Annotated in this window: 19 protein-coding genes; 2 read left to right on the top strand and 17 right to left on the bottom strand. The window is 71.5% G+C overall.

Going from position 1 to position 19,927, the window contains the following annotated elements; all coding sequences use genetic code 11:
- Positions 1-29: 29 nt before the first annotated feature.
- The 13 genes from Acy02nite_RS10185 to eno all read right to left on the bottom strand — a co-directional run bounded on the left by Acy02nite_RS10185 (position 30) and on the right by eno (position 11,384).
- The gene (locus Acy02nite_RS10185; RefSeq protein ID WP_203739698.1) at positions 30-1,403 is read right to left on the bottom strand and encodes an NAD(P)/FAD-dependent oxidoreductase; all 1,374 of its coding nucleotides are present in this window, start codon (positions 1,401-1,403) and stop codon (positions 30-32) included.
- 98 nt (positions 1,404-1,501) lie between these two features.
- Positions 1,502-2,065, bottom strand: a complete 564-nt coding sequence (locus Acy02nite_RS10180) for a hypothetical protein (RefSeq protein WP_203739697.1) — start codon at positions 2,063-2,065, stop codon at positions 1,502-1,504.
- Position 2,066: 1 nt separating this feature from the next.
- A complete protein-coding gene (locus tag Acy02nite_RS10175; protein ID WP_203739696.1) occupies positions 2,067-3,371 on the bottom strand; it encodes a DUF58 domain-containing protein in 1,305 nt (434 codons plus the stop codon).
- Positions 3,364-4,365 carry an AAA family ATPase gene (locus tag Acy02nite_RS10170; protein WP_203739695.1) on the bottom strand — a complete coding sequence of 334 codons (1,002 nt, stop codon included), beginning with the start codon at positions 4,363-4,365 and terminating at the stop codon, positions 3,364-3,366. Before Acy02nite_RS10170 ends, Acy02nite_RS10175 begins: the two co-directional genes overlap by 8 nt.
- 13 nt (positions 4,366-4,378) lie before the next feature.
- The gene (locus tag Acy02nite_RS10165; RefSeq protein WP_203739694.1) at positions 4,379-4,954 is read right to left on the bottom strand and encodes a hypothetical protein; all 576 of its coding nucleotides are present in this window, start codon (positions 4,952-4,954) and stop codon (positions 4,379-4,381) included.
- Between the two features lie 73 nt (positions 4,955-5,027).
- The gene (locus Acy02nite_RS10160; protein WP_203739693.1) at positions 5,028-5,726 is read right to left on the bottom strand and encodes a DUF4129 domain-containing protein; all 699 of its coding nucleotides are present in this window, start codon (positions 5,724-5,726) and stop codon (positions 5,028-5,030) included.
- A gap of 48 nt (positions 5,727-5,774) precedes the next feature.
- Positions 5,775-6,527: a uracil-DNA glycosylase gene (locus Acy02nite_RS10155; RefSeq protein ID WP_203739692.1), complete on the bottom strand. Its 753-nt coding sequence runs from the start codon at positions 6,525-6,527 to the stop codon at positions 5,775-5,777.
- 92 nt (positions 6,528-6,619) lie between these two features.
- Positions 6,620-7,294, bottom strand: a complete 675-nt coding sequence (locus tag Acy02nite_RS10150) for an LppU/SCO3897 family protein (RefSeq protein ID WP_203739691.1) — start codon at positions 7,292-7,294, stop codon at positions 6,620-6,622.
- A 221-nt stretch (positions 7,295-7,515) separates the two neighbouring features.
- Positions 7,516-8,430: a Ppx/GppA phosphatase family protein gene (locus Acy02nite_RS10145; protein ID WP_203739690.1), complete on the bottom strand. Its 915-nt coding sequence runs from the start codon at positions 8,428-8,430 to the stop codon at positions 7,516-7,518.
- The gene (locus Acy02nite_RS10140; RefSeq protein WP_203739882.1) at positions 8,427-8,918 is read right to left on the bottom strand and encodes an amino-acid N-acetyltransferase; all 492 of its coding nucleotides are present in this window, start codon (positions 8,916-8,918) and stop codon (positions 8,427-8,429) included. The genes Acy02nite_RS10145 and Acy02nite_RS10140 overlap by 4 nt, the downstream gene beginning before the upstream one ends.
- Complete coding sequence (locus Acy02nite_RS10135; protein WP_203739689.1) at positions 8,918-9,415, bottom strand: DUF501 domain-containing protein; 498 nt, start codon at positions 9,413-9,415, stop codon at positions 8,918-8,920. Before Acy02nite_RS10135 ends, Acy02nite_RS10140 begins: the two co-directional genes overlap by 1 nt.
- Positions 9,415-10,017 (bottom strand): septum formation initiator family protein, encoded by a 603-nt coding sequence (locus tag Acy02nite_RS10130; RefSeq protein ID WP_203739688.1) that lies wholly within the window; start codon positions 10,015-10,017, stop codon positions 9,415-9,417. Before Acy02nite_RS10130 ends, Acy02nite_RS10135 begins: the two co-directional genes overlap by 1 nt.
- A gap of 83 nt (positions 10,018-10,100) precedes the next feature.
- The gene (eno, locus tag Acy02nite_RS10125) at positions 10,101-11,384 is read right to left on the bottom strand and encodes a phosphopyruvate hydratase (RefSeq protein ID WP_203739687.1); all 1,284 of its coding nucleotides are present in this window, start codon (positions 11,382-11,384) and stop codon (positions 10,101-10,103) included.
- Positions 11,385-11,556: 172 nt separating this feature from the next.
- On the opposite strand from eno, the gene Acy02nite_RS10120 reads away from it, so the two are divergent.
- Positions 11,557-12,186 (top strand): hypothetical protein, encoded by a 630-nt coding sequence (locus tag Acy02nite_RS10120; RefSeq protein WP_203739686.1) that lies wholly within the window; start codon positions 11,557-11,559, stop codon positions 12,184-12,186.
- Positions 12,187-12,260: 74 nt separating this feature from the next.
- The gene (locus tag Acy02nite_RS10115; RefSeq protein ID WP_203739685.1) at positions 12,261-12,863 is read left to right on the top strand and encodes a hypothetical protein; all 603 of its coding nucleotides are present in this window, start codon (positions 12,261-12,263) and stop codon (positions 12,861-12,863) included.
- A gap of 34 nt (positions 12,864-12,897) precedes the next feature.
- Here the strand turns inward: Acy02nite_RS10115 and Acy02nite_RS10110 are convergent, their stop codons facing one another.
- Genes Acy02nite_RS10110 through mfd form a run of 4 tightly spaced genes read right to left on the bottom strand, consistent with a single transcriptional unit; the run spans position 12,898 to position 19,832 of the window.
- Positions 12,898-14,514, bottom strand: a complete 1,617-nt coding sequence (locus Acy02nite_RS10110; RefSeq protein WP_203739684.1) for a DUF885 domain-containing protein — start codon at positions 14,512-14,514, stop codon at positions 12,898-12,900.
- Between the two features lie 10 nt (positions 14,515-14,524).
- On the bottom strand, positions 14,525-15,484 hold the full coding sequence (locus tag Acy02nite_RS10105) for a nucleoside triphosphate pyrophosphohydrolase (protein ID WP_203739683.1): 960 nt from the start codon (positions 15,482-15,484) through the stop codon (positions 14,525-14,527).
- Positions 15,481-16,191, bottom strand: coding sequence for a hypothetical protein (locus tag Acy02nite_RS10100; RefSeq protein WP_203739682.1), 711 nt, complete (start codon positions 16,189-16,191; stop codon positions 15,481-15,483). The genes Acy02nite_RS10105 and Acy02nite_RS10100 overlap by 4 nt, the downstream gene beginning before the upstream one ends.
- 32 nt (positions 16,192-16,223) lie before the next feature.
- Positions 16,224-19,832 (bottom strand): transcription-repair coupling factor, encoded by a 3,609-nt coding sequence (mfd, locus tag Acy02nite_RS10095; RefSeq protein WP_203739681.1) that lies wholly within the window; start codon positions 19,830-19,832, stop codon positions 16,224-16,226.
- Positions 19,833-19,927: the final 95 nt, after the last annotated feature.

Here is a 19,927-nt window from a genome sequence, read left to right as displayed (position 1 = left end):
CGCCCGGGAGCGGGGAGCGGCCTTACCGCCTAGCGGGAGCCGGAGGCGACCTTGTCCCCGGTCTTCTCCTCGGCCTTCGGCTTCGGCGCGACCGGCGGGGTCACCTCGAGGAACTCCTCGCGCGGGCGGTGCAGCTGGCCGAGCGCCACGGTCTCCCGCTTGAGGAAGAAGGCCAGCACCCAGTCGGCGAGCACCCGCACCTTGCGGTTGAACGACGGGATCCGGCTCACGTGGTAGAAGCGGTGCATCAGCCAGGCCGGGTAACCCTTGACCTTGATGCCGTAGACGTGCGCGACACCCTTGTTGAGGCCCAGGCCGGCGACGCCGCCGACGTGCTTGTGCCGGTATTCCGTGGGGGCACCGCCCCGGACGACCTGCGCGATGTTGTCGGCGAGCACCTTGGCCTGCCGCACCGCGTGCTGGGCGCTCGGCGAGCACCAGCCACCCGGGTTGGTCAGGTCGGGGACCTGCGCGCAGTCACCGGCGGCCCAGGCACCCTCGAGCACCTCGCCCTCGAGCGTGGCGACCTGCAGGGTGGGCAGGCAGTTGACGTGTCCGCGCGGGCCGAGCGGCAGGTCGGTCTGCTGCAGCATCGGCGACGGCTTGACGCCGGCCGTCCAGACCAGGGTCTCGGCGCGGAACGAGTCACCGTCGGAGAGCTCGATCTGGCCGTCGACGCACGAGTTCAGGAACGTGTCGAGGCGCAGGTCGATGCCGCGGGCGGCGAGCTGACGGGCAGCGTAGGCGCCCATCTCCGGCCCGACCTCGGGCAGGATCCGGTTGGTCGCCTCGACCAGGATGAAGTGGACCTCCTTCGGGTCCAGCTCCGGGTAGTACTTCAAGGCGTCGGCGACCACGTCCTGCATCTCGGCGAGCGCCTCGATGCCGGCGAAGCCACCACCGACGAAGACGAAGTTCAGCGAGGCCTTGCGCACCTCCGGGTCCGGCGTCACGGCGGCGACGTCGAGCCGGTCGAGGATGTGATTGCGCAGGTAGATGGCCTCACCGATGGTCTTGAGACCGATGCCGATGTCGCTCAGGCCGGGGATCGGGAGAGTCCGCGAGACGGAGCCGGGCGCCACGACGATGTGGTCGTAGGCCATCTCGTAGGAGGGGCCGTCGATCGGCTGGATGGTCACGGTCTTGCTGGCGTGCTCGACCTTGGTGACCTCACCGGAGACGATGCGGCACTTCTTCAGCTCACGGCGCAGCGGCACGACGGCGTGGCGCGGCGAGATGTTACCGGCCGCTGCCTCGGGCAAGAACGGCTGATAGGTCATGTGCGGCACGGGGTCGATGACAACGACCTCGGCGTGGTTCCGGTTCAGCTTCTTGGAGAGGCGAAGGGCCGTGTACAGCCCGACGTGGCCAGCTCCTACGACGACTATGCGCGGCGGATTCACGCTCCTATTCTCGCGCGCGACCGACAGTTCATGCGTCGTTCTGTGACCATCGCAACCTTGAAAGTCAAGTGTCGAAGGACACATAAACAGCCCGAAATTCAGGTTCGCCTGGTAAGGCGTACGAGAATTACCGTCACTCCCGTCGCAGCAGCCAATCCCGCCAATGTGGCCAATTGGAACGCGTCGCCACCAAGGTCCTCGGTAAGGCCCAGAGCGAGCACTGTCAACACGGCGGAAATCAGCACGACGATCAGCGCCCGCCCGATCCACAACCCCGGCACGTCGAGATTCACCACGGCGTCGTAGGGCAGGACCGCCGCCAGCGCGGTGAGCGTGTGACCCAGGTAGAGCAGGGTGGCCAGCGAGACCACCCGCCACAGGGCGATCCGCGAGTCGTAACCGGCGGTGTCGACGATCCAGCCGGCCACCGCGATCAGCGCGGCGAACGTGGCGCCCCGGCCCCGCGGCGCGAACGCCGGCCACACCGCGATCACCAGCAGCGGCACGACGAACTGGCTGGCCAGCAAGGCGGTCGGCCAGGCGACCGTCATCGCGAGCACCCCGGCGAGCGCGATGCCGCAGCGCACCGTCACCGGCACGACGGTGGCCCGCCGCACCACGGTGGGAATCCGGCTCAGTCGCCGGAGCAGACCGGTCAGCACGTCAGCGCCCCCTCGGCGCGGCGGCCATCCGGGCCACGTCGCGCAGCACCAGGTCGAGACTGCCGGCGCCGGCCCAGGTGACCACCGGCACACCGTGCTCGCGGAGCCGGCCGAGCACGTTCTCCCGCTCGATGCGCCACAGCCGGGTGGCGAACGGGGTCCACTGGTTGCGGACCGGCGGGGCGGTCTCCTCGGGCAACGTGTCGACCGCGACGACGAAACGGCCGGCCTGGGTGAGCTGGGCCAGCATGTCGGCGGCGCGCGGGTCGACCAGCGGGGTGAGCACCACGACCAGCGCGGACGTCGAGATGTGGTGGGCACCGAGGGCCGGCTCGTAGTCCTCCTCGACCGGGTCGGCGCGCACGTCGAGCAGCCACTCCAGAACGGTCAGGTACTGCCGGCGGCCGGACGCGGCGCGCAGCCGGCGGGCGGTCGCACCGTACTCCAGCAGCGACACGCGGTCACCGCGGTGCAGGTAGTGCTCGGCGACCGCGGCGGCGGCGCGAACCGTGGTGTCCAGCACCGACGCGCTGCCGCGGACACCGCCGGAACGGCCCACCTCGCCGAGCAGATCGAGCAGGAGCAGCACCTCGGCGTCGCGGTCCGAGAGGGTGGACGCCACGTGCAGGTCGCGGGTGCGCAGCGACACCCGCCAGTCGATGCGGCGCAGCCGGTCGCCAGGAGCGAACTGGCGCACGCCGGCCAGCTCACCGCCCTCGCCCAGCCGCCGCGAGCGGTGCGCGCCGACGAGACCGGCCGCGGCCGGCATCGCCTCGGTGGCCTTGAACGGCTCGGTCGTCGGGTAGACGCGGACGCCGCGGGCCGGGGTGACGACCGGGCGGCTGGCGAGCAGCCCACCGCAGGCAGCGGCACGGGCCGCGGCCGGCCCGACGTCCTGCCGGCCCCAGCGCAGCGCCTCGCCCGGCAGGTCGATCGCGGCCCAGCCGTCGGACGGGACGGTGATCGCGAACGGGCGGTCCGAGTGTTCCAGGCGCAGCCAGGGAGACGTCTTGGTACGGACGACGACCAGGTCGTACCCGAGCGCGTCGGGGTTGGCGACGGTCAGCCCCGCCTGCACCGCCCCGCCCTCGACCAGGTACGTCTCGTCGGCCGTGATCGTCACCTCGGGCACCGACTCCGGCCGCCGCCGCAGATGCAGCGCCGCCCCGATCGCGAACGGCGCGGCCAGCAGCACCAGGTCGACCCGTCCCAGCGCCACCCCGAGCAGCAACAACAGCCCGGTGAGCAGCACCGAACGGCCGAGCGCACGGGTCGGCGCCCAGCTCGGAGCGGCCGGTTCAGTCATGCCGCGCGTACGTCGGAAGCGCCCCGCTGGCCGGGGCCGGCACCGCGCTGAGCACCTCCTGCACCACGAACGCCGGGTTGACCTGGCGCAGCCACATCTCCGGGCGCAGCGTGATCCGGTGAGCCAGTGCCGGCACGGCGACGTCCTTGACGTCCTCGGGCACGACGTAGTCCCGCCCGGCCATCGCGGCGCGGGCGCGGGCCAGGAGCAGCAGCGCGAGCGAGCCACGTGGCGACGAGCCGACCAGCACCGCGTTGTGCTCGCGGGTGGCGGCGGCCAGCGACACGATGTAGCGGCCGATCGAGTCCTCGACCGTCACCGACTCCAGCGCGGCCTGCATGACCTGCAGCGTGCGGGCGTCGACGACCGGGGCGATCTGGGACTCCTCCTGCCGGCGCGACATCCGGCGGCGCATCACCTCCCACTCCTCCTCCGCGGTCGGGTAACCGAACGACACGCGGAGCATGAAGCGGTCGAGCTGGGCCTCGGGCAGGGGGTAGGTGCCCTCGTACTCGATCGGGTTGGCGGTGGCCAGCACGTGGAACGGCGGGTCCAGCCGGTAGGTGACGCCTTCGACCGAGACCTGCTTCTCCTGCATCGCCTCGAGCAGGGCCGACTGGGTCTTCGGCGGGGTCCGGTTGATCTCGTCGGCCAGCAGCATGTTCGTGAAGACCGGGCCGGCCCGGAACGCGAAGTCGCCCTTGCGCTGGTCGTAGAGGAACGAGCCGGTCACGTCCGCCGGCAGCAGGTCAGGGGTGAACTGCAGCCGCCGGAAGTCCAGCCCGAGCGCCTGGGCGAAGGAACGGGCGGTCAGCGTCTTACCGAGCCCCGGCAGATCCTCCAGCAGGACGTGCCCGCCGGCCAGGATGCCGGCCAGCACCATCTCCAGGGCCTCCCGCTTGCCGACCAGGACGCTGTTCACGGCGTCGAGGACGGCTCCGGCCAGGCGCCCGACCTCGAACGGGGGGAGGGCCTGTACGCCTGTCTGCGTCACCGGCGCACCTTTCTCACAGTCGTTCCATCGCTTGTACGTACGTCTCCAGGTCGCGCGTCCTCAGCCCGCGCCGGCCCGGGTCGGACAGCACCGACCAGGCCTGTTCGCCGAGCAGTTCCCGGGCACGGGCCGGGTCACCGGCCCGGGTGATTCCGTGTCGCAACCGCAGGCGCTCATCGGCGAGTTCGCCGAGCACCGGCAAGACGTTACGCGCATAGGTGTCCGGGTCGGAGTGCGCCTTGTCGAGAGTTCGCTCCCAACGGCGCACTGTGGCACGCAACGAGTCGGCCGCGCGAGCCGACTCGCTGCCGCCCCCGGCCCCGCCGCGGACCCCGCGGGGCGGGCGGACCGCCGCGGCCGCGATCGTGACCAGGCGCAACCCGGCCAGCAGGGCGATCACCAGCAGCAGCGGGGCGTGGACCGAGCCGGCCCGCAGCGCGGCGACGACCACCACCGTGGCGGCGGCGATCAGGATCACGTTGCCGACGATCCGCACGACGGGCGAGCGGCGTCGCCGCACCTTCGGCGCCGGCTCCGCGGACGGCGCCGCCGTCATCTCGAAGAGCTCGCCCAACCCCCCGTAGCTCATGCCGACACCTCCGCTGCGCTCCGGCGTCGCCATGAGTTTCTGACCGAGCCCGATGATTCACTCGCAAGCTCGCTCATGCAGGAACACCCGCTCCCAGGTCGGCGCGCAGCCGCTCCAGGGCGTTACGGGCCTGCAGGCGCATCCGGTCGTCCACCGTGTGCGTCGCGTAGCGCGCCTCCCGGTACACCTCCATCAGCGCCGCCAGCACGGCGGCGTCCACCCGCTGCTCGGCGAGCAGGCGCCCGACCAGGTCGGTCGGGCTGTCGCCGGGATGCTTCGGGGTGCCGGCCTCGGCCGCCGCCTGTTCGAGCCGCACCCAGCAGGCGATGACCGCGCGGCGCGGGTCCCGGTCGGCGTCGGAGAGCTCCTCCAGGCCGGCGTCGAGCGCGGCCACCAGGTCCTCCGCGGTGTTGCCGGCACGTCGTGAGTCACGGCGCCCGGTCCGGCCGCGCCGGCGGCGCTTCACGTCGCGCAGCAGCGCCCAGGTGAGGATCGCCACCATGACGATCACCACGACGGTGAGCAGCACGATCGTGACGGTGCCGATCCAGTCGGGCAGGCCGCGGGCAGCCTCGACCGGGGCTTGCGTCGCCTCGGCCGCGGTCGGGTTCGGGGTGGGCGGCAGCAGCGGGGCCTGCGTGGTGGGCGTGGCCGATCGCGGGGTGATCCGATCCAGCTGGGGCGCCGAACGGGTCGCTGCCAGCGAGGTCACGAAGAGCAGCGCGATGACGGCGGCCAGCGGCCACCAGCGGCGCAGTTGTACAAGGTCCATGCGGGCTTGTTCAGATCCGTGACTCGAAACGGGATTCGGACACGCGCATCATGCCAGGCCCGCGAGAACCTTGGCACGAGTGAACACCGCGTCGAGCATGTCGGGGGTGAGCCGGCCGGTGAACGTGTTCTGCTGGCTGACGTGGAAACATCCGAGCACCGGGGGTACGCCGGGCAGGCTGACCTCGGCTCCGTGCCCGAATTTCGGGCGTGGGACGGGCGGGTTCACGCCGTACGCCGATCGCATCGCCGGCCACCAGGCGGCCCAGGCGAAGGCACCCAGGGTGACCACCACCCGGAGTGTGGGCTTGATCATCTCCAGCTCGCGCCGGAACCAGGGCGTGCAGGTGTCGCGTTCCTGCGGGGTGGGCTTGTTGTCGGGCGGGGCGCAGCGCACCGCCGCGAAGATCCGGGTGTGCCGCAGTTCCAGGCCGTCGTCGGCGGAGACGCTGGTCGGCTGGTTGGCGAGGCCGGCCCGGTGCAGCGCGGCGAAGAGCACGTCGCCGGACCGGTCGCCGGTGAAGATCCGGCCGGTGCGGTTGCCGCCGTGCGCGGCGGGTGCCAGGCCGAGGATCGCGATCGACGCGTCGGCGGGCCCGTGACCGGGGATCGGCCGGCCCCAGTACTCCTGGTCCCGGAAGGCGGCCCGTTTGACCGTGGCTACCTCGGTGCGCCACGCGACCAGCCTCGGGCAGGCGAAGCAGTCCGCGATGCGGGCGTCGAGCACGGTCAGCGACGCGGCCCCGGCCGCCTGTGCGACAACCCCTTCCGGCGTACGCGGTGAGGACTCCGACGGTTGCACCGGATCAGCACAACATCCCGCGCGTGTCGTGATGCAACCGGGGGCGGCGTTCCAGGCCCGGAACGCCGCCCCCGATCAGCTCATGCCGCGGATCAGGCCTTGGCCTTCACGCAGAGCAGGTACTTGTCCTTGGCGTCCGAGCCCACCGGGCTGGAGAGGATCGCCGGGTCCTTGTCGGTCTCCTTGAAGAAGGAGTCACAGGCGGTGCCGTTCACGTCGTCGGTGCCGGGCACCTTGGCGAGGACCACGAACTTGGCCTTCGAGTCCGAGCACTCGACGATGTCGGCCTCGGTCTTGGTCTCCTTGTCGGAGAGGTTCTCGCTGACCGAGATGCAGTCGCCGGCCTTGGCGTCCTTGGTCGGGTCGCCACCGTTGAACAGCGAGCGCAGGCCGACCTTGGCGCCTAAGATCACCAGGAAGATCACGATCACGCCGAGGATGCTCAGGGCCTTCTTGCCGCCGGACTTCTTCGCCGGCTCGACCGGGGCGGGCGGCGGGAAGCCCGCGGCGCCGGGCGGCGGGTAGCCACCGGGGGCACCGGCGCCGGGCGGCGGGTAGCCACCGGGAGCACCGGCACCCGGCGCGGGGTAGCCGCCGGGAGCACCGGCACCGGGCGCGGGGTAGGCGCCGGGCGCACCGGCGTTCGGCGGCGGATAGGCACCGGGCGCTCCCGGGGTGCCCGCGTTCGGCGGCGGGTACGCGGCGCCGCCCGTGTTCGGCGGCGGGAAGGCCTGGCCGCCGTGGGTCGGCTCAACCGGGTTCGACATCGATGCTTCCTTTCGCGGACGACAACCGTCCGATCGTCTGGCAGGGGAGAATAACGACCGGCGGGAACGTCGCGCGACCCCGATCTAGCTGCATTTATCTGAAATCGCTCGGGTAGCGCTGTGACTTTGCTGGGAATATCACCCCGTGTGCCCGCGGTGACGACACACGGGCAGCGAAAACGGGCCGAACGGGCAGCGAGAGCCGCCCGTTCAGGGACCGGTCAGGCCGAGGCGGTCAACCCGAATGCGATGCCGTCCAGGATGTCGTGCTCCGAGGCGATGACCGTGTCGTGGCCGGAGCGCTCCAGGATGATCCGCATGATGAGGGAGCCGGCGCCGATCACGTCGGCCCGCCCCGGGTGCATCACCGGCAACGCCAGGCGCTGCTCGACGGTCATCCCGAGCAACTCCCCGGTGACCCGGCCGACCGCCGCACGGCTGATCTCGCTGTGGTGGATGCGGGACGAGTCGTATTCGGGGAGGTGGTGGGCCAGGGCGGCGACCGTGGTGACCGTGCCGGCCAGCCCGACCAGGGTGCGCGCCTCGCGACCGGCGACCGCGGCCAGGGCCGTGTCCACCGCGACGGTCACGTCCTTCTCCGCGGCGGCCAGCTCCTGGGCCGACGGCGGGTCGCCGTGCAGGTGCCGCTCGGTCATCCGGACACAGCCGATGTCCATCGAGACGGCCCGCTCCACGGTGTCCGTGCCGGTGACGAACTCGGTGGAACCGCCACCCAGGTCGAACACGAGGAACGGCCCGGGCGCCGTCAGGCCCTTCACCGCCCCGAGGAAGGAGAGCGTGGCCTCCTCCTCACCGGTGATCACCTCCGGGTCGACGCCCAGCACCCCGCGCACCATGTCCCGGAACTCCTGCGCGTTCGACGCGTCGCGGGAGGCGGAGGTGGCACACATCCGTACGGCGACCGCTTCTGATCTCTTGATCTCGGCGGCGTAGCCGACCAGCGCGACCCGCGTGCGCTCGATCGCGGCCGGGGAGAGCATGCCGGTCCGGTCGACGCCCTCACCCAGGCGGACGATCTCCATGGTGCGCAGGACGTCGGTCAGCCGGTCGCCCTCGACGTCGGCGATCAGCAGGCGGACCGCATTGGTGCCGCAGTCGATGGCCGCGACTCTCACAGGTGGAGCAGCATTCTCGTGTTCCCCAGCGTGTTCGGCTTGACCCGTTCCAGGTCCAGGAATTCGGCGACACCCTCGTCGTACGACCGCAGCAGTTGCTCGTAGACACCGTGCGGCACCGGCGCGCCGTCGATCTCGGTGAACCCGAACGCACCGAAGAACCGGGTCTCGAACGTCAGGCAGAACACCCGGCGCACCCCGAGCTCACGGGCCTGGTCGAGAAGCGCGGTGACGATCTTGTGACCGATCTTGCGGCCGCGCTGGCTCGGATGGACCGCGACCGTGCGGATTTCCGCCAGGTCCTCCCACATGACGTGCAGGGCGCCGCAGCCGACGACAGCGCCGTCCTCCCCCACCGCGACCCAGAACTCCTGGACGGACTCGTAGAGGGTCACGGTCGCCTTGCTGAGCAGCCGCCGATCCGTCGTGTACGTGTCGACCAGGGCCCGGATCGCCTTCACGTCCCCGGTGCGGGCGCGACGGATCATCACTCGTCTCTGCTCACACACGGACCCCCGACCCACCACGGCTCGACGGCGTCACGGACCTCGTCGCCGAACGGGTTCACCCCGCGGCCCGCGGCCAGCGCGTGCCCGAGGTGCACGTGCAGGCACTTCACCCGGTCGGGCATGCCACCGGCGGACACGTTACGGATCTCTGGCACGTCGTCGATCGCCTGGCGGCGGTCCAGATAGTCCTGATGCGCCCGCGCGTAGTGCGCCGCGAGCTCGGGATCGGTGCTCAGCCGCTCCTGCATGTCCCGCATCACGCCGGCCGACTCCAGGCGGCTGCACGCGGCGGTGGCATGTGGACAGGTCAGGTAGTACATCGTGGGGAACGGCGTGCCGTCGTCGAGCCGGGGCGCGGTCTCCACCACGTCCGGGTTGCCGCACGGGCAGCGGTGCGCGACCGCCCGGGTGCCGCGGGGACGACGGCCGAGCTGGGCCGCCACGATGTCGAGATCGGCGGGGTCTGGTGCATCCATCAGTTCGAGGGCTCCGCGTCGGCGGCTCGGACGCTGTTCCACAGCGTGTCGTACCAGCGGTCCGGGACGGCCGCCGGGGTCTTCTGGTCGGCGTCACGGGGCGCGCCGGTCGAGCCGGTGATCACCAGCAACGGGGCTTCGCCACGCCGTACGTAATAGAGGTCTTTCCGGGCCTGGATCCGGATGTACTCCGGGTCGTTCCACTTCGCCAGCTCGGCGGCGGTCTTCTCGATCTCGCCGCTCTGCTCGGCCTGCGCGCGTTTCAGCTGCGCGATCTCCGACTCCTGCTGCAGGTAGACCCGGATCGGATAGGTGTAGGCCAGGGCCAGCACCACGAAGACCGCGAGCAGGATGGTGGCCCGGCTGGTCAGCGCGCGGGGCCGGGGAGCGTCGGTGCGCCGGGCGGCGGGACCCCCCGATTGAGACGTACGCCGGGAGCCGGCCGGCCGGGCGCTGCGCGAGGTCGGCACCCGGACCGTGGGGCGGGCCTCCACCCGGATCGATCCGGTGTTCCGGGTGCGGGACGACGCGCCGGGGCGGCCGCCGCTGCCACTCGATCGACGGGACGGACCCTGACCGCTCGGCATGCGACGCTGTGTCATCTCCACCCCTCCCCCACCACCGTCACGGATTGTGGCACCCGAGTGGGCCCGGGTGCCACTTCACCATGATGGCCGGTCGGGTATCAGGCGACCCGGTAACGCGGGAACGCGCCCGCACCGGCGTACCGCGCGGCGGTCTCCAGCTGCTCCTCGATGCGCAGGAGCTGGTTGTACTTCGCGACCCGGTCGGAACGAGCCGGCGCGCCGGTCTTGATCTGGCCGGAGCCGACCGCGACGGCCAGGTCGGCGATCGTGGTGTCCTCGGTCTCACCGGAGCGGTGCGACATCATCGTCTTGAAGCCGGCCCGGTGGGCCAGGTCCACGGCGTCCAGCGTCTCGGTCAGCGAACCGATCTGGTTCACCTTGACCAGCACCGCGTTGCCGGCCGCCTCGGCGATGCCCCGGGCGATGCGCTGCGGGTTGGTGACGAACAGGTCGTCGCCGACGATCTGGATCTTGTTGCCGAGCTGCTCGGTCAGCGCGCTCCAGCCGGCCCAGTCGTCCTCGGCCAGCGGGTCCTCGATGGAGACGATCGGGTAGTCGGCGGCGAGCTTCGCGTAGTAGGCGATCATCTCGTCGGTCGACTTCGGGGCGCCCTCGAAGACGTACGACCCGTCCTTGTAGAACTCGGTCGCGGCGACGTCCATGGCCAGCACGATGTCGCTGCCCAGGGAGAAGCCGGCGGCCTGGACGGCCTCGGCGATCAGGTCCAGCGCGGCGGCGTTGGCCGGCAGGTTCGGCGCGAAGCCGCCCTCGTCGCCCAGACCGGTCGACAGGCCCTTCTTCTTCAGCACCGACTTCAGCGCGTGGTAGACCTCGGCGCCGGTGCGCAGCGCCTCGCGGAACGTCGGAGCGCCGATCGGGGCGATCATGAACTCCTGCACGTCGACGTTGGAGTCGGCGTGCGCGCCACCGTTGACGATGTTCATCATCGGAACCGGCAGAACAGCGGCGTTCGGGCCACCGACGTAACGGAACAGCGGGAGCTCGGCGGAGAGCGCGGCGGCCTTGGCGACGGCGAGGGAGACACCCAGGATCGCGTTGGCGCCCAGCTCCGACTTGGTGTCGGTGCCGTCCAGGTCGAGCATCTTCTGGTCGATCAGGCGCTGCTCGCTCGCCTCGTAACCGATCAGCTCGTCGGCGATCTTGTCCTCGATGTTGGCGACGGCCTTCTCGACGCCCTTGCCGAGGTAACGGCCCTTGTCGCCGTCCCGCAGCTCGTGCGCCTCGAACGCGCCGGTGGAGGCGCCGGACGGAACCGCGGCGCGGCCGACGGTGCCGTCGTCCAGGCCGACCTCGACCTCGACGGTCGGGTTGCCACGGGAATCCAGGATCTCGCGGGCGACGATCGCTTCAATGGTGGCCATTTGTGGTGTCGCTCCCTAAGCGTTGTACGAATACCGTTTCGGTCCGCGACCCTGCGGGCCGACCACGCCAGTGAGCGTATCGAGCCGACCGGCCGCGCGTTCGGCCGCCCGGCCAACTTCACCGCCCGGTATGCCTCAAAACCACGGCCCGCCTGCCGAAACAGGGGGCACTATGAGCAGCAGCCTGTTTCCCGAGGACGGCTCACGCGTCGAGATGGAGGCCGGGGGCGACATCCGCCCCGGCGTCCGGGTCGTGGCCGCCACCGACGCGGCCGTGACCGTCTCGCTCCCCCGCGCCCATGTGCCGCGCGAGGGCTCCGAGGTGATCCTGCGCTGGTCCGCCGCACCCCGCGGCCGGTACGTGGTCTCCGCCACCGTCGCCACCACCGACGAGAACCGCGCCGAGCTGCGGCTGGCCGGCGCGCCGGAGATCGTCCAGAACCGGCTCTACGTGCGCGGAGGCGGCGGTGAGCCGATCGTGATGACCCGCTCGGGGCACCCCGACGCGATCGGCTGGATCCACGACATCAGCGAACGCTCGGTGCGGGCACACTTCACCGACGTCGAGGTGCGGCCCGGTCACGAGGTGTCGCTGCGGACGCAGCTCGGCGGCGACGTGGTCGAGTTCGTGGCGACCGTGACGAAGGCCAGCGCGATGCGGCAGCAGGTGCCGATCCGGGGGCCGTTGTCGGTGGAGATGGTCGCCCTCTACGACCCGCCCGAGTCGGAGGCGAAGGTCATTCGCCGTTATGTCATGCGCTATCAACTCATGCAGCGCGCCAAAGCCGCCGAGTCCGCCTGAACGGCAATTCCGGCCTTCTATCGATCGGCATATATCGTTTGCACGCGACTGAGCTCTCGACCAGGGTGGGAATCATGGCCGGCCGACGATTCCCGAATGCTTTCCTGGCCGTCGGGGCGCTACTCGCGGTGACCTCCTGCACCGATCTGGACCAGGCCAGCGCGGCCGGGGTGGGTCCGGCGGACGCGGTCGCGCAGATCGCCGGCCAGCTCTCGGACTCGGCCGGGCTGACCTACACGGCGACCTACCGCCTGGCCGGTGGGGGCACGGCGAAGATCGTTCAGGCCCCTTCCCGTACGGCGTATCGCTGGCCCGGCGGTTCGCTGATCGTCACGCCCACGGCCACCACGCGGTGCGGCACGACCTGCGTGGTCTCCGCCCCGGACGCGGCCGAGCCGGCACCGGCCACCGGCATGATCACGCCGGGCGCCGTGGAGGCGAAGCTGCGGGTGGCCGCCGCCGACCCGGCCCTGGCGATCACCGAGCGGGACACGACCATCGCCGGGCGGCATGCCGCGTGCGTGAAGCTCACCGGGGACTTCGAGGCGTGCGTGACCGGGGACGGGACGCTGGCCGCCTTCACCGGGGTCCTGGCCGGCACCGAGCTGGACATGACGCTCACCGACCTCACCGCCACCGTCGACGAGGCCGACTTCCAGCCCCGCCCGGCCCGCTGAGGCCGACCGGGCGGGCACGCCTTGCCGGGGGCGGTCAGACGCCGAGGAGGGTTCGCAGGTGGCGCGGCGGCGGGGAACCGTGCGCGAGCATCGCGTCGTGCCAGGCTCTCGGGGTGGCGCCGAACGGACGGGCCGCCGCGATCGCCGCCACCTCCGTGTACCCCACGAAGTAGGTCGAGAGCTGGGTCGACGTGAGCAGCGCCCGCCGCCACTTGCCGGCCGCCTCGCCCTCCTCCTGGAAGCCGCGGCCGGTCATCAGCGCCATCGCCTCGGCCTCGGGCAGCTCGTCGCAGTGCACCAGCTGGTCGATGATCGCATTCAGGCTCATCCGCAACTGCATCTTGAGCTGCTGCAACCGCACGGCCGGGCCACCGAAGCCGAGACCGGCCATCATCTCCTCGGCGTAGACCGCCCACCCCTCGACGAACGGCCCGGACGAGCCCAGCGCGCGGACCGGGCTGCTGCCCCGGAACCGGCGGGCGTGCGCGAGCTGCAGGAAGTGACCCGGCATCGCCTCGTGGACGGTGAGATTCCGGATCATCTCGTTGTTGTACTCCCGGTAGAAGCTGCGGACCCGCTCGGCCGGCCAGTCCGAGGGCGCCGGGGCGATGCAGTAGAACGTCGGCACGTCCGCGGTCTCCAGCGGGCCCGGCGGGTCGCAATAGGCCACCGCGACGCCGCGGGCGAACTCCGGCATCTCCTCGATGACGCACGGGTCGTCCACCAGGGACACCACGTCGTGGGCTCGGACGAACTCGGTCGCCTCGTCCATCGTGCCCTTGGCCAGGCCGACGATCGTGGTGTTGTCCGGATGCTGCCCGGCGATGGTGTCCAGGGCGCGGCGCACAGTGTCGTCGTCGGCCGGGCCACCGACCAGCTCGGCGGCGAGCGTGCGCAACTCGGCGCCGACCCGGTCCAGATTCGCCCGGGCGCGGCTGAGCACCTCGGACGCGGGAAGCTCGGTGTCCAGCGTGTGCCAGAGCCGCGCCTCCCACAGGTGCCGGCCGAGCCGGGGGTCGCGGCCGGGCTCGCCGCTCTCCAGCCGCTGCCGCAGCCACCCGCCGAACTCGGCGAGCGCCGCCAGCGACGCCTGGGCGACCGGCTCGACCGTGGCCCGCAGGCCCGGCTCCTGCGCGAGGAGCACCGGCACCTCGTCGCGGATCAGCCCGGCCGTGCCGGCGAACTGGCCGGCCGCGGTCTCGGCGTGGACGCGAGGCACGTCGCGCAGCACGGCACGGGCCGTGGCCAGTGCGTCCGGCAGGGCGGCGAGCCGGCCGCGCAGGCTCTCCAGCCGCTGGGCGGGTGGGGCGAACGGGCGGGACAGCAGGCCGTGCAGGAGCGGACCGGGGTTGTGCTCCAACGGGTTCCACTCGTGCTCGCGCACATCGGTCAGCTCGAACAGCCGCCGCTCGACCTGGGCGCTGAGGATGGCGTGGTCGGCCTGATCCTCGGCGTCGAGCCCGTCGGCGTCGATGCCGCTGAGCGCGTCGGCGGCGTCCCGCAGCATGGCGATCCGGCCCTCGACCGCGGTGGCGGACAGGTCGGGCAGGCGGTCGTCGAAGCGATGGTCCCCCGCGTAGAGGGCCGTCACGGGGTCGCTCTCCAGCAGAGCGTCGGCGATGCGCTCGGCGAGCGGTACGAACTCCGGCATGCCGAGAAAACTACTCGGGAGGTCGGACTTTTTCCGCCGCTCGCACTGCTTCGGCGTACGCCAAAGTGGCTTTTCGCAGTTGAGCCTCCGGGTCGAGACCTGCCTCACGTGCCTCGGCGACCAGGCGCAACAGCCCCGAGCCGAGGTCGTCATCGCCCGGGAGCGCAACGTCGACACCGCCCCGGGCTGCCCGCTGCAGGATCTTCGCGGCCAGCGCGAGGGCCGGCTGGCTCAGCGCCACGCCGTCCAGAACGGAATCGCGCGACTTCTCCTCGCGTTTGATCCGGTCCCAGTTGGCGGTGATCTCCTCGATGTCCTCGACGCTCTCCCCGGCGAAGACGTGCGGGTTGCGGCGGATCATCTTCTCCACCAGCGTCCCGGCGACGTCGTCGACGTTCCAGGCCCGGCCGTCCGGCAGCTCCTCGGCGAGGCGGGCGTGCAGCACGATCTGCAGCAGCACGTCGCCGAGCTCCTCACGCAGCTCGTCGAGGTCGTCGCGCTCGATGGCGTCGTACGCCTCGTAGCTTTCCTCCAGCAGATAAGGCGCGAGCGTACGGTGGCTCTGCGCCCGCTTCCACGGATCGCCCCCGGGCGAGACAAGACGGTCCATGACGGCGACCGCGTCCAGCAGGCGCGCGCCGGGCGGGTCCCAGCTGCCGTACATCAGCTCGAGCTCGGCCAGCCCGGGCTCGCGAGCCAGTCGCAGCCCGAGCTGGCGGGCGAAGGGCTGATCGCCGTGCGCCCCGGCCAGCCAGACCGCGAGCGGCGCGTCCCCGATCGCGTCGAGCAGGCCCTGCGCGTCGGTGTCGAGCACGGTCACCGGCACCCCGGCCGCGCGCAGCGCCACCGCCTGCTCGGACTCGGCGGCGGCGAAGACCGGGCCGGACCGGACGGTGTCCCACGCCTCAGCGGTGAGCAGCCCCGCCGGCAGCCGCGGCGAGGTGACGAGCAGGACGATCCGGGCGCTCAAGAGACGTCGGAGACCGGGACCGAGGCGTCGCCGCCGACCTGCGCCGCGACGATCTGGTAGATCGCCTTGGTCTGCTGGTTCTGGATGCCGTAGACGCCCAGCTCGATCGGCTGGTAGCGGGGGTTGACGGTGACCTTCAGCGGGTCGGCGACCTCGTGCACCTCGTTGCGCAGCGCGACCGCGGCCTGCAGGTCCTTCGTGACGTCGGCCGGCACTGTGCCCTTGAACGCGTCGAAGGTGGTGCCCGGCTGGAGCGCGTTGTTCGCGGTGAGCCGCTGGAAGACGTCCTTCAGGTCGTCCTCGGTGAGCGCGGTGGTGCTGGTGATCGACTGCTCGACGGTGTACTGCAGGGCGTTGTACTGCGCGTACAGCCGCACATACTCCGTCGTGGCGGGCAGCCGGACCAGGGCGGCGAACTGGTCGTAGGACAGGTCGGCCGGCACCTGCACGTTGTGCCGCTGCGCGACCCGGTCGATCAGATCCCGGCTGACCAGCACGTTGACGATGTCGGTGCGGGTGATCGGCATGGGAGCGGCGTCGCCCAGCGCGGCGCGGGCGTCGTCCCACACCTGCTGGACACGCTTCTCGGTGATCCGGGAATCACCGATGTACGCGGCCACGGCCGGCTCGGACCGGCAGGCGGAGAGGCCGGCCACCGCGAGGGACGCGACGACGGCCATGGATGCGAATCGACGGCTACGCTGCATGGGCATCACCTTCTCACGATCAATGTGATCCGTCACACCCGGGCCGCGACCGGCGCGTCGCCGAGGACGTCCTTGAGGAGCTGGGCGCACCACTGCAGCAGGGCCTGGTCGCGCAGCGGCTCGCCGCCCACCCGGCGGGTCGCCGGGCGCGGGACGCTGACCTGGTCGTTCGCTGTCTTGTAGACCGAGTCCGGGTGGTAACGCTTGAGCCGCATCTGCTTCGAGTCGGGCAGGCTCAGCGGGGCGAAGCGCAGGTGCTTGCCCTGCATGGAGACGTCGGTGAGGCCGTAGGCGCGGGCCAGCTGGCGGAAACGGGCCACCGCGATCAGGTTGACCACCGGGGCGGGCGGCTCGCCGTAGCGGTCGGTCATCTCGGCGATGACCTCCTCCAGGCGGGTGTCGTCGCGGGCCTCGGCCAGCTTGCGGTACATCTCCAGGCGCAGCCGCTCGACCGCGATGTACTCGGTGGGCAGGTGCGCGTCGATCGGCAGATCGATCTTGACCTCGGGCTCCTCCTCGGGGCGCTCGCCCTTGAACGCGCTGACCGCCTCGCCGACCATCCGCACGTACAGGTCGAAGCCGACGCCCTCGATGTGGCCGGACTGCTCACCACCGAGCAGGTTGCCGGCGCCGCGGATCTCCAGGTCCTTCATCGCCACGTACATGCCGGCGCCCAGCTCGGTGTGCTGGGCGATGGTGGCCAGGCGCTCGTGGGCGTGCTCGGTGAGCGGCTTCTCGCGGGGGTAGAGGAAGTACGCATACGCCCTCTCCCGGCCCCGGCCGACCCGGCCGCGGATCTGGTGCAGCTGGGCCAGGCCGAGCAGGTCGGCGCGCTCGACGATCAGGGTGTTGGCGTTCGGGATGTCGATGCCGGACTCGACGATGGTGGTGCAGACCAGGACGTCGAACTCCTTCTCCCAGAAGCCGACCATCACCCTTTCGAGCTGCTCCTCGCTCATCTGGCCGTGCGCCACCGCGACCCGCGCCTCGGGCACCAGCTCGCGCAGCCGGCGGGCCGCCCGGTCGATCGACTCGACCCGGTTGTGCAGGTAGAAGACCTGGCCGTCGCGGAGCAGCTCACGGTGGATGGAGGCGGCCACCTGCTTGTCGTCCTGGGCGCCGACATACGTCAGGACGGGGTGCCGCTCCTCCGGCGGAGTCGCGATGGTGGACATCTCGCGGATGCCGGTGATCGCCATCTCCAGGGTCCGCGGGATCGGGGTGGCCGACATGGTCAGCACGTCCACCGACGCGCGCAACGCCTTGAGCTGCTCCTTGTGCTCGACGCCGAACCGCTGCTCCTCGTCCACGATGATCAGGCCCAGGTTCTTGAACCGGGTCGACTTGGCGAGCAGCCGGTGCGTGCCGATCACGATGTCGGCGGTGCCGTCGGCGGCGTGCTCCAGGGTGAGCGCGGCCTCCTTCGGCGTCTGGAACCGGGACAGCTGCTTGATCTGCACCGGGAACTGGCTCATCCGCTCGGTGAACGTGTTGAAGTGCTGCTGAGCCAGGAGCGTGGTCGGCACGAGCACGGCCACCTGCTTGCCGTCCTGCACCGCCTTGAACGCGGCGCGGACCGCGATCTCGGTCTTGCCGTAACCGACGTCGCCGCAGATCAGCCTGTCCATCGGGGTCTGCAGTTCCATGTCGTGCTTGACCTCGACGATCGCGGCCATCTGGTCGGGCGTCTCGGTGTAGGGGAACGCGTCCTCCAGCTCACGCTGCCACGGCGTGTCCGGGCCGAACGAGTGACCCTTGGAGGCCTGGCGTGCCGCGTACAGCTGGATGAGCTGCGCGGCGATCTCCTTGACCGCCTTCTTGGCCCGGGCCTTGCTCTTCTGCCAGTCGGAGCCGCCCATCTTGTGCAGCGTGGGCTGCTCGCCGCCGACGTAGCGGGAGAGCTGGTCGAGCTGGTCGGTGGGGACGTAGAGCCGGTCACCGGGCTGGCCGCGCTTGGACGCGGCATACTCGATCACCAGGTACTCCCGGTCGGCGCCGTTGACCGTGCGCTGCACCAGCTCGATGTAGCGGCCGATGCCGTGCTGCTCGTGCACCACGAAGTCGCCCATCTTCAGCTCGAGCGGGTCGATCGTGTTGCGCCGCCGGGCCGGCATCTTGCGCATGTCCTTGGTGGACGCGCCGCGGCCGCCGGAGATGTCGTTGCCGGTGATCACCGCGAGCCGGGACGCCTCGTCGACGAACCCGTGGTTCAGCCCGCCGCAGGTGACCAGCAGCTGGCCGTCGGCGATCGGCTCGGCGATCGAGTCGACCGGAGTGACGCCGAGGCCGGCGTCGCGCAGCAGCTCGGTGGCCCGCTGCGCGGTGCCCTTGCCCTCGAAGACCAGCGCGATCGCCCAGCCCGCGGCGGCCCACCCGGACAGGTCGCCGGCGAGCTTGGCGGTGTCCCCGTGATAGAGCGGGACCGGCTGGGCGGCGAGGGCGATGGCGTCGCCGGTGTCCGGCGCGACCTCGACCTCGGGCGCGTTCTCCCAGGGCAGCGCCTCCCCCGGCTCGGTGACGGCCAGGCCGAACGGCGAGATCGTCCACCACGGCCGGCTCAGCGTCGCGGCGTGCGCGCGGACGTCCGCGAGACTGCGGAAGGCGACCGCGCCGACGTCGATCGGCGCCTGCCCGCCCACGGCGGCAGCGGCCCAGGACGCCTCCAGGAACTCGTCCGAGGTACGGGTGAGGTCGTGCGCCCGCGTCCGGATCCGCTCCGGGTCGCAGAGCAGCACGTGGGTCCCGTCCGGCATGCAGTCCAGCAGGAGCTCCATGTTGTCCGCCCCGTCGAGCAGGGCCGGCGCCAGCGACTCCATGCCCTCGACCGGGATGCCACCGGCCAGCTTGTCCAGGATCTCGGCGAGCTCGGGGTGCTGCGCGGCCAGCAGCGCCGCTTTCTCCCGCACGGCCGGGGTGAGCAGCAGCTCCCGGCACGGCGGCGCCCAGAGCCGCTCGACCTGCTCGATCGTGCGCTGGTCGGCGACGGCGAAGGTGCGGATCTCCTCCACCTCGTCGCCCCAGAACTCGACCCGGGACGGGTGCTCGTCGGTGGGCGGGAAGACGTCCAGGATGCCGCCGCGGACGGCGAACTCGCCGCGCTTGGTGACCAGGTCGACCCGTGCGTACGCCATGTCGGAGAGCCGCCGGGCGACCTGCTCCAGCTCGGCCTCGCGCCCGGTGACCAGCTCCACCGGCTCCAGGTCGCCGAGGCCCTTGAGCTGCGGCTGGAGCAGGGACCGGACCGGCGCCACGACGACCTGCAACGGCTGGTCGCCGGGGTGGGCCAGGCGGCGCAGGACGGCCAGGCGCTTGCCGACCGTGTCCGACCGGGGCGACAGCCGCTCGTGGGGCAGCGTCTCCCACGACGGGTAGACCGCCACCCGCCCGGGGTCGATCAGGCAGCCGAGGGCGTCGGCCAGGTCGTCGGCCTCGCGGGAGGTCGCGGTGACCGCCAGCACCGGGCGCTGGGCGCCGCCGACGTCGGTGGGACCGGCCACGGCGGCCACCACGAACGGGCGCAGCGAGACGGGCGCGGTGAGATCCATCGAGTCGGAGTCGACGAAGCTCTTCGCCGCCAGGTCGCGGGCCCGGGCGAGGCCACGGTCGCGCAGGGCGGCCGGGATCAGACCGGCGAGTTGCATGGCGAGGACCCCCCGAGGGCACGACGAACGACCCCGGTCGAGGAAGGGCCGGGGGTATGCCCAACAGCTTAGTCCGACCGTCTGACAGTCCCGAC

This window comes from Actinoplanes cyaneus (genome assembly GCF_016862095.1).
Lineage (GTDB): Bacteria > Actinomycetota > Actinomycetes > Mycobacteriales > Micromonosporaceae > Actinoplanes > Actinoplanes cyaneus.
Note: the sequence above shows the minus strand (reverse complement) of the source record. Positions and strands in the feature narration are given on the sequence as shown.

What these genes read in the sequence shown, in the direction of transcription:
- Acy02nite_RS10175 (WP_203739696.1), bottom strand. Translation starts at nt 3,371, where the DNA reads ATGACTGAACCGGCCGCTCCGAGCTGGGCGCCGACCCGTGCGCTCGGC.
- Acy02nite_RS10100 (WP_203739682.1), bottom strand. Translation starts at nt 16,191, where the DNA reads ATGCAGCGTAGCCGTCGATTCGCATCCATGGCCGTCGTCGCGTCCCTC.
- Acy02nite_RS10150 (WP_203739691.1), bottom strand. Translation starts at nt 7,294, where the DNA reads ATGTCGAACCCGGTTGAGCCGACCCACGGCGGCCAGGCCTTCCCGCCG.
- Acy02nite_RS10130 (WP_203739688.1), bottom strand. Translation starts at nt 10,017, where the DNA reads ATGACACAGCGTCGCATGCCGAGCGGTCAGGGTCCGTCCCGTCGATCG.
- Acy02nite_RS10140 (WP_203739882.1), bottom strand. Translation starts at nt 8,918, where the DNA reads ATGATCCGTCGCGCCCGCACCGGGGACGTGAAGGCGATCCGGGCCCTG.
- Acy02nite_RS10120 (WP_203739686.1), top strand. Translation starts at nt 11,557, where the DNA reads ATGAGCAGCAGCCTGTTTCCCGAGGACGGCTCACGCGTCGAGATGGAG.
- Acy02nite_RS10135 (WP_203739689.1), bottom strand. Translation starts at nt 9,415, where the DNA reads ATGGATGCACCAGACCCCGCCGATCTCGACATCGTGGCGGCCCAGCTC.
- Acy02nite_RS10165 (WP_203739694.1), bottom strand. Translation starts at nt 4,954, where the DNA reads ATGAGCTACGGGGGGTTGGGCGAGCTCTTCGAGATGACGGCGGCGCCG.
- eno (WP_203739687.1), bottom strand. Translation starts at nt 11,384, where the DNA reads ATGGCCACCATTGAAGCGATCGTCGCCCGCGAGATCCTGGATTCCCGT.
- mfd (WP_203739681.1), bottom strand. Translation starts at nt 19,832, where the DNA reads ATGCAACTCGCCGGTCTGATCCCGGCCGCCCTGCGCGACCGTGGCCTC.
- Acy02nite_RS10115 (WP_203739685.1), top strand. Translation starts at nt 12,261, where the DNA reads ATGGCCGGCCGACGATTCCCGAATGCTTTCCTGGCCGTCGGGGCGCTA.
- Acy02nite_RS10110 (WP_203739684.1), bottom strand. Translation starts at nt 14,514, where the DNA reads ATGCCGGAGTTCGTACCGCTCGCCGAGCGCATCGCCGACGCTCTGCTG.
- Acy02nite_RS10160 (WP_203739693.1), bottom strand. Translation starts at nt 5,726, where the DNA reads ATGGACCTTGTACAACTGCGCCGCTGGTGGCCGCTGGCCGCCGTCATC.